The sequence below is a fragment of the Curvibacter sp. AEP1-3 genome, assembly GCF_002163715.1.
GTDB lineage: Bacteria > Pseudomonadota > Gammaproteobacteria > Burkholderiales > Burkholderiaceae_C > Allorhodoferax.
The window spans coordinates 3,021,400-3,036,898 of the sequence record NZ_CP015698.1 but is presented as its reverse complement, the minus strand read 5'-3'; the positions used below and the strand labels follow the sequence as shown (position 1 = coordinate 3,036,898).

Below are 15,499 nucleotides of genomic sequence, written 5' to 3'. Positions count from 1 at the left end.
CAAATCGGTGGTCACCCTTGGCGTAGCCGTTTGGCTCTTGGTGCTCGACACGAAAATCCAGTCGGACTGACGCAGACGTTGAATGATTTACGACGGCTGCACTCAAACGACCCTGCTTCGGGGACTGTGTGGGCGGACGCCGATTTCTGGTACCCCAGTATGAGGTGGCGGCCCACACAGTCCCCGAAGCTGCGAGCGCCAAAACAGCAAGCTGAGCAATCTTCCGACAAGGAGACAAACCATGGTCGACAAAGTAGTAGCCACCCCCGCGGCCCTGGAGCTGGTGGCCTTTCTCAAAACCAAGCATGGCCCCGATTTGATGTTCCACCAAAGCGGTGGCTGCTGCGATAACAGCGCTGCCAACTGTTACCTACCCGGAGAAATCACCATGGGTGCGGGCGATGTGTACTTGGGCGACGTAGGCGGCAGCCCCTTCTACATAGGCCGGGCACAGTACGAATACTGGAAACACACTCAGCTCATCATCGACGTGATCGAGGGCCATGGCGGCACGTTCTCACTGGAAGGACCGGAAGGAAAAGCATTTCACACCCGCTCACGGGTGTTCACGGATGCGGAGTTGGCAGAGTTGGGCATCGAGAAGCCCACCGCCTGAAATCAGCAACATATCAGCCTGTAGCGCGCATCAAATATGCGCGAGCAGCTCCTGACTTCATAGCATCAGGCCATGAAACCCATGTCCCATGGGTAGTCTGCGCGGCCGGCCGGTGTGCCGAAGTTATTGATGTTGGCCAGCACCTGTGGCATCTCCGTGTCAGTCACCCCGAACCATTTGGCCATCGTGGCGGCGTACTGGTCCACAGAGGTGCGGGGCAGCAGGCGTCCTTGACCCACGTGCCACTGTTCCGCCGCCGAGTACACCCGAGGTGAGCCGCTGCCATCCGTTACGTTGATGGGAGGCGCCTCGCCATAGAAACGTTTTCCGTTCACCGCACCACCCACCACGAAGTGGTGGCTACCCCACCCGTGGTCGGATCCATCGCCATTGGATGCCAGGGTGCGCCCGAAGTCGGACGCGGTGAATGTGGTCACTTTGCTATCCACACCCATCTCGACAGTAGCGTTGTAGAACGCGGTCATGGCAGCACTGACCTTGCCCAGGAGTCCCCCGTGGTCCCGGATCAGGTTGTCATGCAAATCGAAACCACCCATGGACACGAAGAAGACCTGGCGGCGCACCCCAAGCGTGCTGCGGCCGTTGATGAGGCGCGCCACCATCTTGAGTTGCTGTCCCAAAGAATCCGTCGGAAACGTCGTAGTAGGCGGAGTCAAAGCCAATGCAGTACTCACAGAAGACTCTGCATCCAGAGCACGCTTGGTAACTGCCAGGTACTCGTTCTCCATCTTGTGTGCGCTGGTCTGGTTGTGCAGTAGGTTGTAGATGGCACCAGGCACCGCCGAATTTCCGTACAACGACGTGTTGGTGGCCGGCTGAATTTTGATGGCACCGCTGGTGCTCACCTGGTATTGCAGCGCCGTGTCACCCGACAAGAACACCGCATTCCCCGACACTGACATGCAGGTGAATACCGACGAGGTATTGAGACTATTGCTCAACACCAGATCGCCCATATTGCCACCCCAACCCACTGTGGAGCCCTCGGGTGATGACGACTGCCAGATACTTTGCTGGTCGTTGTGTGAAAACAGCTGCGGTGGACGCGGATAGGTTGTGCGGTCGCTGCTGTTGTACTGGGTACGAGTCAGCGGTTTGACCAAGGGCCCTACGTTGAGCTGTACGGCCATCTTGCCGCTGTTGAACAGGCCGGCCAAGCCAGTCATTGCAGGGTTGAGTGCAAACTGGCGATTGAGCTGGCCTTGACTATCCGTAGGCCCCACCGAGGGACTCAACAAGGTCGCAGTCAAGGCTGATTTCGCCAAGGCGATGCCACCCGCCGTTTGCCCGGCACCGCCACCACGAATGGTGCTGTACAGGTTGTAGTTTGTGTCGTCGTAAGGAATCAGGGTGTTGGCATAGTCGTTACCACCAAATAGAAACACGCATACCAAGGCCTTGTAGTCACCCGCCGGGGCATTGAAAGCTGCTGCTTCGCCCATGGCCGCCAGGTTGAGTGCGAAAGGCAATGCGGTGCCCGTCAAAGCCAATTGACCTGAGCGGCGCAAAAAGGCGCGACGCTGGGGACTTTGCAAATCGTGATTCATCATCGCCATTCGCCTTACTTTTGCACTAGATATTCAGCGCATGCCATCACCATCAGCACAGCAGCGCAAACCCGGTTGCGTTTGACTGAATCACTGCTGCTGGCTGTCACATTGACGGCCAGCAGCGCGTTAACAATGATGGTTTTGGTGCTACCCGACAATTGCCCGCCGGCCAGCAACAAGCTCAAACGGTCGACCAATGATGCGGGGTTCAACACCAAGGCCAATTCACTTGTATAAGCTGCCTTGATATCGCCCGAATTGATGCCGGAGTCGATCACCTGCATCATGTAATTGAGGTAACCGCCAACGCTGGTTTCATTGACGATCTGGAATTCGGGTGCCACCTTGCCGCTACTTAATCCTGTTGCGGGAGGTGCGACGGTGGACGGAGGAACATAACCCGGCCGGAAGAAGTTAAAGACAGAGGGTGAACGCAGGGGACTTTGGGCCAAGGCGCCGCCCGGAGAACTGCGATCATCAATCTTCCAGGCACCGCTCTTTGAGCCAGCACCAAAGGTCCGTACCCACTGCACCAGACGGAGCATGGGTTCGCGCAGCTTGCCGTACTCGTTACCCGTCAAGCCGCTGGCATCCCGCGCTTCGTTATCCAATAGGATGGCCGCAAACACGTAGGCCAAGTCACCCCTTACTCCTTTGCCGTTGTTAGCAAAAACAGCAGCTACACGCCCCACATAGGCAGGGCTGGGGTTGCTGGTCACGAGTCGCTGAATCAGTTGCTTGCAAACAAATGGCGCAGTGTTGGGATGATTGAATAACGTGTCCAGTGCCGTTTTCAAGGCTGCCGCACCGGAGGTATTGGCCGGAATCGTTACCCCCAGGAAATTCACTTCCAAGTTCGAATGGTTGTTCGCATTGAACTTCATCGGCAAACGCACATAGGTCGTACTTGGAATCGTCCGCGTGCCTCCGCCGGTTTGCGCAATCACGGTGTTGACGTTCTGGCTCATGTCCACGTCATAACCGGTGAACACCCGCGCCAGATTGCTGACGTCGCTGGCCCCATAGGTTTCCTGTGCTTTTCCGTTGGCATCCAGCTTCAAAGTTCCATCCGGGTTCAAGAGATTGAGACCGATGGTGAACAGCTGCATCACCTCCCGGGCATAGTTCTCATCGGGCTGGCGACCGGTAGTGGTGTTCTCTTTGAGGTTGCCCTTGGTGTTCAGGTAGTAGCCCATCGCCACGTTGAGCGTGATCGCCTCCAACAAATCCCGGAAATTGCCGAACGCGTGAGTAACCAGGGTGTCCCAGTAGTGCGCAATGCCGTGGCTGCGCCAACTGAAATCCAAACTGGAGAGCGACACTACAAACAATTCGGACAAAGCCAAAGCAGCGCGTTTGCGCATAGGGTCCGGGGCCGCCATCAGCTGGCTCCAGATCATGTAGTCGCCGGGTCTGGTGTCGTCATAGTAATTGGCCGTGCTGTACACGTTGCCGTAGCCCTGGCTATTGAGCCAATCCCAGCCACTGATGCCGGACGACTTGGCAATCTCAGCCCGAATCCAACCGGCATACCCGAGATTGCGCACAGAGGCCATGTCGGAGTCTGTGGCAGCAAAACCGGCCTGCAGCAAAAACCGCGCAGCTTGTGCATCAGTCACGCTAGACAGTGCTGTGTACGATGAAGTTTGCAGACTGACGGTCCGTCCAGCCGCCACGGGGACGTAATTGGTTTGCGACGCGCTGCTATCCCCTCCGCCACCACCGCATGCGCTGAGTGCAGCACTGGCCACCAATGCACCTACCAGCGCACCAGTTCCGGATGACGAAAATTCGCTCGCCTTTTCTTGGGGCAAGCTCGGCAAAACGTGGGTTTCCATACAGACCTCTTTGGCACGATCGTGCTCAACGACAAGCGAACGACTACCAAGAACCGAAGGTTACGGACGAAGTCGGTTGACGCCAAAAGGTCTTACAAACGCTTACCGAACAGACAGGCTTCAGGCCGCGGCTGCGTTTTGTAACAACTCCCGGGTCCGCGAGGCCTCTTGGCGGGCAGCAGAGGCGAAATCCGGGCCTGCAGAGGCGTAGAGAATGGCGCGGGATGAGTTCACCGCGATGGGCGCAGTAGTTGTGCCTTTTACGGACTTCCAGCCCGCTTTGACAGTGGCCACCGCATCACCGCCCTGAGCACCCACGCCGGGTATCAGCAGAGGCACGGTAGGCGCCAATGCACGGACTCGCTCAATTTCCGCGGGGTAAGTGGCCCCCACCACCAGACCCAGCTGGCCATTGAGGTTCCAGGGGCCTTGAGCCAAGGCTGCAATGTGTTCGTACAAACGTGGTTGTCCCGGCACATCACGCAGATGCTGCGACTGAAAGTCGTCGCCGCCGGCGTTGGAAGTGCGGCACAGCAGAAAAGCGCCCTTGCCGTGGTACTTGAGGTAGGGCGCCACCGAGTCAAAGCCCATGAAAGGCGAGAGCGTGACCGCATCGGCACCGTAGCGCTCGAAGGCCTCTTTAGCGTATTGCTCGGCGGTGCTGCCGATGTCTCCGCGCTTGGCGTCCAGGATGATGGGCACTTGGGGCGCGGTGCGGCGCATGTGCTCCATCAGCTTTTCCAGCTGCGCCTCGGCACCATGGGCGGCGAAGTAGGCAATCTGGGGTTTGAAGGAATTCACCAGGTCGGCGGTGGCGTCCACGATGGCGGCGCAAAAGTCGTAAATTTTGCTGGCATCGCCCCGCAGATGCTCGGGGAACTTCGCGGGTTCCGGGTCCAGGCCCACGCACAACAAGGAGCCGTTTTGGCGCTCGGCGGTGCGCAACTGGTCAAGAAAGGTCATGGGGCTATTTTAAGAAAAGGGCTTTAAGGGGCGGATAGAGCGTCCATGGCCAGGCACAAATCGGCCCAGGCCTTGGCCTTGTCGGCGCTGTTGCGCAGCAGCAGCTTGGGTTGGTAACTCACCACCACCGGGATGCCCCGGTACCGGTAGACAGAACCGCGCAGCTTGCCCAGCGGCTGGGTTGCTAGTGCGCCATGTTCGGACAGCAGTGTCTGAATGGCAAAGCGACCCACTGCAAAGATCACTTTGGGCTGCAGCAGCTCGATTTCGCGCTGCAGGTAGGCAGCACATTGGGCCAGGTCAGCAGGCTGCGGGTTGCGCCCGTGCGGTGGACGGCACTTCACCACATTGGTGGCATAGGCACCTTGCGCGCCACTGCCGGTACGGCTGGCACCCACGGCCTTGAGCATGTTGTCCAGCAACAACCCCGGCGCCTCCACAAAGGCTTGGGCGACGCTGTCTTCGTCTTCCTCAGGCGGGTCGCCCACCACCATCCAGTCCGCTTGCGTTTGCTGCGCGGGTTGCAAGGTCGCGTGCTTGCGGCCGGCACACAGCCCGCAGGACTCGCAAGCTGCCGCGGTATCGGCCAGACCGTTCCAGTCCAAAGCGGCCAAGGCTGATGGTTGAATGGATGCGTTTGCGGGTGCAGTCGCGGCCACAGGGGCGGCCTGCACGGGTACAGGGCGGCTCGCCAAAGGCACCGGCGCTGCGGGGCGCTGTTCCACCACCGGTGCAGGACGCACTGCAGCAGGCATCGCAGTGCGCGTAGGCAGCGCAGGGGCATGCTCAGCCGGCTCGTTGCCTGCCACCGTGGCGAAATCTGTGCCTGGCAGCCAGACACGCACACCAATTTCCAGCAGCATGGCGCGTTGACGTTCGTCGAGTTGCAGTGCCATGGTGTTCAGTGCTCCAGTGCCAGGCTCATGACCACCGCATCTTCGCGCTGGCCGTTGTGGGCGGGGTAATAGCCCTTGCGTTGACCGACGCGGCGGTAGCCATGGGTTTCGTAAATCTGCAATGCTCGCTGATTGCTCACCCGCACTTCCAGCCACAGCCATTGCGCACCCTGGCCCCGCGACCAGATGGCCAGTGCGTCCAATAACACGCGGGCCCAACCCTGGCGCTGAAATTCGGGCGCCACAGTGATGTTGAGCAAATGCACCTCATCCACGCCCTTCATCGCCACAAAGTAACCCAATAGCTGACCATTGGCGGTCAGCATTTGAGCCTGGTAACCGCTGTGTAGTGCGTCGATGAAGTTGGCTCGGCTCCAAGGGTGCGAGTAGGCCCGCTGCTCCACATGGAGCACCCGATCCAGACTGTCCGCCAGCAAAGGCTCGAACGCGGCTTCGTGGGTCACATCAGCCATCGGAAGACTGGCATAAGAACTCATGCTGCAGCCACCGCCTGGGCTGCCGCCTTTTCGGCTTCGCGCTCCGCGGTGGTTTTAGCCACCTTGTCACGGATGTAGCTAGGCATGGCCATCGCCGCATCCACCGCCAGCCCTGCTGACAACATCGCAGGGGCCAGCCGCAACATGGCAGCGGCCATGGGTAAAGCCTGCACCACCTGCGCCGATGGCAGGGCTTGCGCCGGCAACCGGTCCGCGTAGACGGTAAACACATTGCCGGCCAGCACGTGTGGCACACCGGCCTCAACGCCCGGGACGCCCAAATCCTGCGGCCGCAGCAAGGTGCTGGCTTGCAGGGTCTCCCATTGCCCGAGTGTGTAGCTGTAATGCGCCGTGTACATCTCGTCCATGCGCGCATCGAGCAAAGCTGTGACCTGCAAAGTGGACGCATCCGGCGCTGCCCGGAAACGGGCATCTTCCGCGACGGCCAAGAGCGAGTCCACCGCCAGCACGGGCACACCGGCGCCAAAAGCCAGGCCCTGCACCACGGAGCAGGCGGTGCGCAAACCGGTGAACGAGCCGGGTCCGCTGCCGAAGCAAATGGCATCCAGTTGGCCCAAGCCCACACCCGCGTCGGCCAGCATCTGGAGGATCGCCGCAATCAAATCCGTAGAGGCCTTGGCGCCACCGGCGCTGTGGTGCTCCACCACACGCGTGCCTTCCGCTCCATCGGTACGCAGCGCGATCGAGAGAAATTCGGTTCCGGTATCCAGGGCCAACAGGTTCATCCCTGAATTATCCCTGCTGGGGCCGGCCGGATAATGCCCGCATGCATCTTCGTCGCTTCCTTTCCCCTGATTCCCGTCGCGCAACATGGGCTGCTCTCAGCCTGTGGGCCTTGCTTTTGAGCACCTCCGTCACTGCTCAAACCCTGCCCCCCGAGGTCGACGCTGCACTGGCACGCGCCAAGGTGCCGCGGGATGCCGTGTCGTTTCTGGTGGTGGATGCCCAAGGGGGTGCCGCGCCACGGCTCGCCCACCGTAGCACCAGCCCCATGAACCCCGCGTCCACCATGAAGCTGGTGACCACCATTGCCGCCCTCGACCTGCTGGGCCCGGCCTACACCTGGGTCACCCCGGTGTATGTGGACGGCACTGTGCAAAACGGCGTGCTCAACGGCAACCTCTACGTCAAAGGCTTGGGCGACCCTAGGCTGGTGATGGAGCGCCTGTGGCTGCTGCTGCGCAGGGTACAGGGCATGGGCATCAAAACCATTGCGGGCGACATCGTGTTGGACCGCAGCGCCTTCGACCTGCCGGAGCCCGACCCCGCCAAATTCGACGGCGAGCCCCTGCGCCCCTACAACGTGGCACCGGACGCCCTGCTGATCAACTTCAAGTCAGTAGTGATGACATTTACCCCGGACCTCGGCGCCAAAGTGGCCCAGGTGCAGTACGACCCACCATTGGCAGGTGTGAGCCTGCCCGCCACCGTGCCACTCAATACTGCCGCTGCCGATTGCGGCGACTACCGTGGAGCGCTGAAGGGCGACTTTGCCGATCCGCTGCGCTTCCGCTTCGGAGGCAGCTACCCCGCAAGCTGTGGCGAGAAGGTATGGCCCATCGCCTACGCAGACCCCAAGTCCTATCCCGGACGTGCCGCACAAGGCCTGTGGGAGAGCATGGGTGGCAAGGTGCTAGGCACGGTGCGCAATGGCACGGTGCCCGCCGGGGTGCTGTCCGGCAAACCCGCGCTGGTGGTGAACTCGGCCACGCTGGCGGAGGTGATCCGCGACATCAACAAGTTCAGCAACAACGTCATGGCGCAGCAGGTGTTTCTGACACTGGGTCGGGTCGCGGGCAATGCCCAAGGCCTGCCTGCCGATGTGCTGGCTGACGCCAACCTGCCCCCGGGCAGCTTTGCCGCCAGCCGCGCTCTGGTGCAACGCTGGTGGAAGGACCGCATCGGCACGGACGACGCACCGGTCATGGACAACGGTTCAGGCCTTTCGCGCCAGGAGCGCATCACCGCGCAGGCCATGGGCCGCCTGCTGCAGGCCACCTATGCAGCGCCCTTCATGCCGGAGCTGATGTCGTCCCTGCCGATTACCGGCGTGGATGGCACCCTCAAGCGCATCAAAACCCGCACCAGTGGCACCGCCCACCTCAAAACCGGAACCCTGACCGGTGTGGTGACGCTGGCCGGCTATGTGCACGCCGTCAGTGGCAAGCGCTATGTGCTGGTCGCCTTCATCAACCACGCCAATGCCAACGACGCCCGGCCCGCGCTGGATGCGCTGGTGGACTGGGCGGGGCGGGATCAGTAAGAAAACCGGCTGATGGTCGGCAAGCGTGCCGGCAGTGGCCCGCTTCAGGCAGCTGCGCGGGTCAGGCGGTCACGCACACCGTCCCACTCGGGGCTATCGGGCGGGGCTTCGACCCAGATGAGCTTGACGCCCTGCGCGTCCATCTCCCGCAGTTTGGAAAACAGCTCATGCGCTGCCGGCTGGGCATGCGACGGCATGCGGTGGGCGGTCACCAAGGGCGATCGCACATGCAGCGGGCTGCGGTGGTAGAGCGCAATGGTGGGCCGCTTGTCCGGCGGGGTGGCGCTGCTCAGCAAGTCCAGGGCGGCTTGCAAGGCTTTGGCGTCCATCAGGCGCACGCTCGCGCTGGGCGCGTAGTGCGACTCCAGGGTCCCGGAGGCCCTTGGCGCCTGTTGGCTCTGCGCGAGCAGCTCTTCTTTTGATAGCAGCTTGCGTCCGCAGGCATCTTCCACCTGCTGCGCCGTGATGGAGCCCGGACGCAAGAGAACCGGTGCCCCTCTGGTGCAGTCGATGATGGTGGACTCGATGCCCACTTCGCAGGGGCCACCATCCAGGATCAGCAAGTCGTCCCCGAATTCGCTATGCACATGGGCCGCCGTTGTGGGGCTGACGCGGCCGAACTTGTTGGCGCTGGGCGCGGCAATGCCCCAGACTTCGCGCCCGCCGTCTGAAGGCTTGCGCAGGGCTGCCAATACCGCCTGGGCTACCGGGTGGGCCGGGCAGCGCAGGCCTATGCTGTTCTGGCCACCGGCTGCGGCCTCGCCCACGCCCTCTTTGCGCGGCAGGATGAGGGTGAGCGGGCCGGGCCAGAAGGCCGACATGAGCTGCTGCGCAAACGCCGGCACGCGGGCGCAGTAGTGCGCCACGCCGCCCATGCCGCCGTCAAACGCAGCGACGTGAACGATCAAGGGGTGGTCTGACGGCCGGCCTTTGGCATTGAATATCTTGCCCACGGCCACCGGGTCAGACGCATCCGCCCCCAGGCCATACACCGTCTCGGTTGGCAAGCCCATCAGACCTCCAGCGCGCACCGCGTCTGCGGCAGCAGCTATGGAATCAGGAGCAAGCTCCACCCCGTCAGCGAATTGGTAGGCAGAGACAATCATGCGCGGGGCGACTCGCTGACAGGCATTCAGAACGCGGCAATGCCGAGGATGCGCGCCGCTTCCAGAGCGGTAGCTCGCACCTGCTCAATGGTTGCGCCCGTGACGTTGAGGTGGCCCATCTTGCGGCCCTTTTTGGCGTCCAGCTTGCCGTACAGATGCAAATGGGTGCCGGGCAAAGCCAGCACGGCAGCCCAATCGGGCACACCGCCGTTACGACCATCCTCAGGCCAAATGTCACCCAACAGATTGAGCATGATGGACGGGCTGTGCTGGCGCGGTTGCACCAAGGGCAAGCCCGCCAGCGTGCGCACCTGCAGATGGAACTGCGACACATCGCAGGCGTCCATGCTGTAGTGGCCGCTGTTGTGGGGGCGCGGCGCCATCTCGTTGACCACCAAGCCACCCAAGCCTGCGGCGGCGGGGTGGGATTCGTCCAGCACGAAGAATTCCACGCACAGCACACCGACGTAGTTCACGCCGCTTGCTATCGATTTCGCAGCACCCACCGCACGTTCGGCGAGCGCTGGAGGCACATTTCCTTCATAAACCTCGGTCACCGCCAGAATGCCGTCGCGGTGCAGATTGCGCTGCACCGGCAGGTTCACGCAGGCGCCATCGGCACCGCGCGCCACGATGACGCTGCACTCCCACTGCAGGGGCAGCATCTTTTCCAGCACGCAGGGCACCTGTTTCAGGTCGGCCCACGCGGCGGCCAACTCGGCAGGCGTCTTCACGCGAACCTGGCCTTTGCCGTCGTAGCCCATGCGGGCGGTTTTCAGAATCCCGGGGAGCAAGTTGGCGTCAATGGCGGCCAATTGCTCCCTTGTTTCAATCACCGCGTAGGGCGCGCATGGCACGCCACATTGCACAAAGTGCGCCTTTTCAGCCGCGCGGTCTTGGGCAATCGCCACTGCGGCCCCGCTGGGCGCCACAGGCCGGCTTTGTGCCAGCTGGTTCAGGGCCTCGGCCGGAACATTCTCAAACTCGGTGGTGATGGCGGCAGACACGGCGGCCAATCGTGCCAGCCCCTCTGCATCGGTGTAGGCCGTCTGCACATGGTGGTGGCTGATGCGGCCTGCCGGGCTGGTGGCATCCGGGTCCAGCACCGCAGTGAAAAACCCCATTTGTTGCGCAGCATGGGCAAACATGCGACCCAGCTGGCCACCGCCCATCACGCCCAGCGTCATTTCCTTGGGTCCGCCCAGCATCATCTTGGAACCACCCACTGCCTGTGCGGCCATCAGGCGTCGCTGCCGGTCACCGGCAGGGTCATGTTGCGGGCGGTCTGGGTCTGGTCGACGCGGAATGCGTCCAGCTCCATGCGCAGGTCGGGGTTTTCGTTGGCCAGGAGCGCCACCGCAAACAAGGCCGCGTTCGCCGCACCGGCGTTGCCAATAGCAAACGTGGCGACCGGAATGCCCTTGGGCATTTGCACGATGCTGTGCAAGGAGTCGACCCCTGAGAGCGCCTTGCTCTGCACCGGCACACCCAGCACTGGCACCGTGGTTTTGGCTGCCAGCATGCCCGGCAGGTGGGCCGCGCCGCCAGCACCGGCGATGATGGCTTTGAGGCCCCGGCCTACGGCGGCCTCAGCGTAGCGGAACATGTCGTCGGGCATGCGGTGGGCGGAAATGACGCGCGCCTCAAAGCCGATACCAAACTGTTGGAGAATCTGGACTGCGTGTTGCATGGTGTCCCAATCCGAGTTGGAACCCATGACGACGCCGATTTGAATTGATTTCATTGTTGAATTTTACTTTTTCACCCCGAGCTACCTTCCCATGATCGACGTCACCCTAGAAAACTTCGAAACCGAAGTCATCGCCGCCTCCCACCAGGTGCCCGTTCTGGTCGATTTCTGGGCGCCTTGGTGCGGGCCTTGCAAAACACTGGGCCCGCTGCTGGAAAAGGTGGAAGCCGACTACGGCGGCCGCTTCAAGCTGGTGAAAATCGACTCTGACCAGGAGCAACAGCTCGCCCAGGCTTTCGGCATCCGGAGCATTCCTACTTGCGTGTTGATGATCAACGGCAAGCCTGCTGATGGCTTCATGGGCGCAGTGCCTGAAAGCAAGCTCAAGGAGTTTCTGGACAAGCACGTGCCCTCCGAAGAAGTGCTGGAAGCAGAAGCCGATGTGGAAGATGCCCAATCTTTGGCCCAAGCAGGTGACCCACGCGCGGCCCTGCAAAAGCTGCATGAAGCGCTGACCCTGAACCCCGGCAACGATGACGCCCGCTATGACTACGTCAAACTGCTCATCGAAAACGACATGATCGAAGACGCCGAGGCCGCTTTGGCCCCGACGCTGGCCTACATCCCCAAGCAGCAGCGCTTCGAAGCCTTGGCGCAGTTTCTGGATGCCATCAAGTTCGTGCTGACCGACGACAAAGGCCTGTGGACCCCTGCGCAGTTTGACGAAGTGATTGCATCCAACAAGCGGGACTTCGACACCCGTCTTGCCAAGGCCCGAGTGCTCATGGTGGGCGGCGACTGGACCGGCTCCATGGATGAGCTGCTGGAAATCATCATGCGTGACAAGGCATGGAACAACGAAGTGCCCCGCAAAACCTTTGTGACGATTCTCGAGTTGCTCACCCCGCCCAAGCCCAAAGCGGACCCGGCAGCAGCCGGCAAAACAGCAGGTGGCATCGAGGTGCTAGGCAAAGTGGTGGCCGAGCAAGACCCGCAAGCGCAGCTGGTGGCCAGTTACCGCCGCAAGCTGAGCATGGCACTGAACTGACACCGCGCTTGCCACACACAAACCGCCAGATGGCGGTTTTTTGTTTCAGGGCCGATGGCCGCTTCAGTGGAAGCCTGCCACATTTCAAGTTTCTTTCATTCAACCTGCGCGCTAACCCCATTGCGGGGCTAGCCCCCTGACAGCACGATACCGGCATGGATGTGTTGTTGGTTGAAGACGATCTGGATCTGGTGGATGCCTTGGGGCGTGTACTCGCATCGCGCGGGTTCAAGCCGGTGTGCTGTGCCGACGGGCATGAAGCGCTGGCATGGATGCGCAAACGGAACTTCGACGCGGTCATCTTGGACCTGAGCCTGCCAGGGCTGGACGGTCTGGACGTATTGCAACGCATGCGCGACCTTGGATTGCGCCTGCCGGTGCTGGTAGTCACGGCCCGCGCCTCCATCGGCGAGCGGGTCACCGGACTGACCCTCGGCGCCGATGACTACCTGACCAAACCTTTCGACACCGAGGAACTGGTGGCTCGCCTGCGTGCCCTGATGCGACGTAGCCAGGGCATCGAAGACTTCCGTTGCGGGCACTTGCAGCTCGACATGAACCAGGGACTGTTCTTGCGATCTGGGCGCCCTTTGGACATTGCCCCTCGGGAAAGCGCGATGTTGCGCGCCTTGATCACCAAGCCGGGCCGCCCGGTATCCAAAGATGACTTGTATCAGGCCATCTTCGGTGACGATGCCAGCCATCAAAGCGATGCCATCGACCTGCTTGCGCACCGTTTGCGCAAACGCTTAGCAGGCAGTGGTGCCGCCTTATTGACGATGCGCGGTATCGGCTACCTTCTGGTGGACGAACTGGGCCACGACAGCAAGGATCCGGCATGACCCAGACCAACGGCAAAGCCGCCCAATCCATGCGGAAGCAGCTATTGCTGATGTTCGTGATCTGCACCGGACTGGGGGGAGCGCTCGGCGCCATCGGATCCACTACACCGTGGATTTCTGTGTGCATTGCGCTGGCGGGTGCACCAACTCTGTGGTGGCTGGCGGGGCATTGTCTGCGGCCACTACAAGAACTAACGACCACCGTAGCCAGCCGTCAACCCGAGGAAACAACGCCCTTGGGACATACGCCGGCCGTAGAATTGGAACCCATCGTGCGTGCCCTGAATGTGCAATGGCAACAACAACGGGATGCCTTGGAGCAACAGCAGCGCTTCATTGCGGAAGCCTCTCACCAGTTGCGCACACCGTTGGCGGTGCTGAAAACCCAAGTGCAAGGTGTCACCTCCGGGGAGCTTCCGGCCTCTGACACCCTGCCCAAAATGCTGCGTACGCTGGATCGCGCAAGCCATCTGGCGAATCAATTGCTGTCGCAGGCGAAAGTGGAACAAAAGGTCCGGCACGCCCAGTGGAGCTTGGTGGATATGCATCACCTTGCCAGCGAAATTCTGGTCGAGTTTGCCCCCTTGATCGCACGCAAGCAGTTGGAAGTATCTTTGGACGCCGAACCCGTGCGGCTCATGAGCGACAGCTGGCTTATCGGTGAATTGCTGCGCAATCTGTTAGCCAATGCGATTCGCCAGTCCACGGCGGGAGCCAGTCTGGGCGTAGTCATACGCCATCTGCCGGACGAGATGGAGCTTCTGGTCTGGGACAACGCTGGAGGGTTGGACGAGGCAGTCCGGGAGCGCCTGTTCCAGCCCTTCGAATCCGCCAGCGGAGGCACCGGAGTGGGCTTGGGCCTGTCGATCTGCAAGCAAATCGCTGTGTCCATGCACGCGACGCTGGACCTCTACAACCGTATCCAACAGGGCGCGGTAGTGGGCGTCGATGCCGTAGTCCGCTGGCCTCGGCCTGCGCATGCCATGGCGCAAGACTCCGCAGTACCCGCCCCATCGATGCTGCATGCGTCCCTGTCGGATGCCGCATTGAGGATGCCGGCATGAGGCCCGGTCTGGAAATCCGCGGGGTGACCAAGACCTATGCCAATGGCTACAAGGCGCTGCACGGGGTGGATGTGCATATCCCGGATCGCCGGTTGACGACTCTACTTGGCCCCTCCGGATGCGGCAAAACCACGCTGCTGCGCTTGGTAGCCGGACTGGACACACCCGACGAGGGGCAGCTGATCTTTCACGGGGAAGACGTTACTTCCAAGAGCGCCGAACAACGGGACCTCAGTCTGGTGTTTCAGAGCTACGCCCTGTTTCCCTACCAGAGCGTGGAAGAAAACGTCTGCTATGGCTTGCGCATGCAAGGCCTGTCTGCGGCGAGCCAACGCGAGCGTTGTACCCAGGCCCTGACGCTGGTCGGTCTGCAAGGCTTGGAAGATCGCATGCCGCATGAGTTGTCCGGCGGTCAGCAACAACGCACCGCACTGGCTCGCGCACTCGCATTGCAGCCCCGTATCTTGTTGCTGGATGAGCCTCTCTCCAACCTCGACAGCAACTTGCGACGCCATATCCGTGAAGACATCCGCTCCCTGCAACAGAGGCTGGATCTGACAGTGCTGTATGTCACCCACGACCATGCAGAAGCCATGTCGGTCAGTGACCGCGTCGTCGTCATGCAAGAGGGCAGGATTGCGCAAATCGGCTCACCGCGGGATCTTTATGAACGTCCCCTGTCAGAGTTCGTTGCCGCCTTCATGGGTGACGCTGCCACATTTGACGCCGAGGTGGACGCCCGTGGTGTTGTACATCTGGGCCCCTTGCAGTTCGGTCCTGACCCCGGGCTGCGTCGTGGCGCGGTGCGTATCGTCGTGCGTCCGCACGCCTGGCGTATCGCACCGGCCAGTTCGGCCGGATTACCGGGCAAGGTTTTACGGAGTGCCTTTCTAGGTCCCTCTACGGAGGTGTGGGTGCACACCACTTTGGGCGAGATATTGGTGCTCATTCCGTCACAAGGCGCAGCCTATGCCTGCGGCGCCCCGGTCAGCTTGTTTTTGTCAGCACAGGGGGTCAGCGTGCTGTTGCCCTCCATTTTTCCAATCTCACCAGAACCCTTGTTTCAACACTAAAGGAGACTTTC

At 61.4% G+C, this 15,499-nt stretch carries 15 protein-coding genes; 6 read left to right on the top strand and 9 right to left on the bottom strand.

The window, feature by feature from the left end; genetic code table 11:
- The first annotated feature begins 241 nt into the window (after window positions 1-241).
- A complete protein-coding gene (locus tag AEP_RS14195) occupies window positions 242-616 on the top strand; it encodes a DUF779 domain-containing protein (protein ID WP_087495986.1) in 375 nt (124 codons plus the stop codon).
- Window positions 617-681: 65 nt separating this feature from the next.
- On the opposite strand, the gene AEP_RS14190 is transcribed toward AEP_RS14195, so the two are convergent.
- The 6 genes from AEP_RS14190 to tsaB all read right to left on the bottom strand — a co-directional run bounded on the left by AEP_RS14190 (window position 682) and on the right by tsaB (window position 7,127).
- The gene (locus AEP_RS14190; protein WP_087495985.1) at window positions 682-2,193 is read right to left on the bottom strand and encodes a DUF1501 domain-containing protein; all 1,512 of its coding nucleotides are present in this window, start codon (window positions 2,191-2,193) and stop codon (window positions 682-684) included.
- Window positions 2,194-2,198: 5 nt separating this feature from the next.
- Window positions 2,199-4,025 (bottom strand): DUF1800 domain-containing protein, encoded by a 1,827-nt coding sequence (locus AEP_RS14185; protein WP_087495984.1) that lies wholly within the window; start codon window positions 4,023-4,025, stop codon window positions 2,199-2,201.
- 120 nt (window positions 4,026-4,145) lie between these two features.
- Entirely contained in the window at window positions 4,146-4,988 is an 843-nt protein-coding gene (gene pyrF / locus AEP_RS14180; RefSeq protein ID WP_087495983.1) for an orotidine-5'-phosphate decarboxylase, read from the bottom strand.
- 23 nt (window positions 4,989-5,011) lie between these two features.
- Window positions 5,012-5,884 (bottom strand): uracil-DNA glycosylase, encoded by an 873-nt coding sequence (locus tag AEP_RS14175; RefSeq protein ID WP_087495982.1) that lies wholly within the window; start codon window positions 5,882-5,884, stop codon window positions 5,012-5,014.
- Window positions 5,885-5,889: 5 nt separating this feature from the next.
- Window positions 5,890-6,381: a ribosomal protein S18-alanine N-acetyltransferase gene (gene rimI / locus AEP_RS14170; protein WP_087495981.1), complete on the bottom strand. Its 492-nt coding sequence runs from the start codon at window positions 6,379-6,381 to the stop codon at window positions 5,890-5,892.
- The gene (gene tsaB, locus AEP_RS14165) at window positions 6,378-7,127 is read right to left on the bottom strand and encodes a tRNA (adenosine(37)-N6)-threonylcarbamoyltransferase complex dimerization subunit type 1 TsaB (RefSeq protein ID WP_087495980.1); all 750 of its coding nucleotides are present in this window, start codon (window positions 7,125-7,127) and stop codon (window positions 6,378-6,380) included. The genes rimI and tsaB overlap by 4 nt, the downstream gene beginning before the upstream one ends.
- 41 nt (window positions 7,128-7,168) lie before the next feature.
- Here tsaB and dacB point away from each other — a divergent pair, with 41 nt between their 5' ends.
- Window positions 7,169-8,665: a D-alanyl-D-alanine carboxypeptidase/D-alanyl-D-alanine endopeptidase gene (dacB, locus tag AEP_RS14160; RefSeq protein WP_087495979.1), complete on the top strand. Its 1,497-nt coding sequence runs from the start codon at window positions 7,169-7,171 to the stop codon at window positions 8,663-8,665.
- Window positions 8,666-8,709: 44 nt separating this feature from the next.
- Here the strand turns inward: dacB and AEP_RS14155 are convergent, their stop codons facing one another.
- Genes AEP_RS14155 through purE form a run of 3 tightly spaced genes read right to left on the bottom strand, consistent with a single transcriptional unit; the run spans window position 8,710 to window position 11,515 of the window.
- Window positions 8,710-9,771, bottom strand: a complete 1,062-nt coding sequence (locus AEP_RS14155) for an L-threonylcarbamoyladenylate synthase (protein ID WP_087495978.1) — start codon at window positions 9,769-9,771, stop codon at window positions 8,710-8,712.
- A gap of 26 nt (window positions 9,772-9,797) precedes the next feature.
- Window positions 9,798-11,012 (bottom strand): 5-(carboxyamino)imidazole ribonucleotide synthase, encoded by a 1,215-nt coding sequence (locus AEP_RS14150; protein WP_198301831.1) that lies wholly within the window; start codon window positions 11,010-11,012, stop codon window positions 9,798-9,800.
- Window positions 11,012-11,515, bottom strand: coding sequence for a 5-(carboxyamino)imidazole ribonucleotide mutase (purE, locus tag AEP_RS14145; protein ID WP_087495977.1), 504 nt, complete (start codon window positions 11,513-11,515; stop codon window positions 11,012-11,014). The genes AEP_RS14150 and purE overlap by 1 nt, the downstream gene beginning before the upstream one ends.
- 37 nt (window positions 11,516-11,552) lie before the next feature.
- On the opposite strand from purE, the gene trxA reads away from it, so the two are divergent.
- From trxA to AEP_RS14125, 4 genes are all read left to right on the top strand, one after another.
- A complete protein-coding gene (gene trxA, locus AEP_RS14140; RefSeq protein WP_087495976.1) occupies window positions 11,553-12,509 on the top strand; it encodes a thioredoxin in 957 nt (318 codons plus the stop codon).
- Window positions 12,510-12,664: 155 nt separating this feature from the next.
- Window positions 12,665-13,351, top strand: coding sequence for a response regulator (locus AEP_RS14135; protein ID WP_087495975.1), 687 nt, complete (start codon window positions 12,665-12,667; stop codon window positions 13,349-13,351).
- Window positions 13,348-14,415 carry a sensor histidine kinase gene (locus AEP_RS14130; protein ID WP_087495974.1) on the top strand — a complete coding sequence of 356 codons (1,068 nt, stop codon included), beginning with the start codon at window positions 13,348-13,350 and terminating at the stop codon, window positions 14,413-14,415. Before AEP_RS14135 ends, AEP_RS14130 begins: the two co-directional genes overlap by 4 nt.
- Entirely contained in the window at window positions 14,412-15,488 is a 1,077-nt protein-coding gene (locus AEP_RS14125; RefSeq protein ID WP_087495973.1) for an ABC transporter ATP-binding protein, read from the top strand. The genes AEP_RS14130 and AEP_RS14125 overlap by 4 nt, the downstream gene beginning before the upstream one ends.
- The last annotated feature ends 11 nt before the right edge of the window (window positions 15,489-15,499 follow it).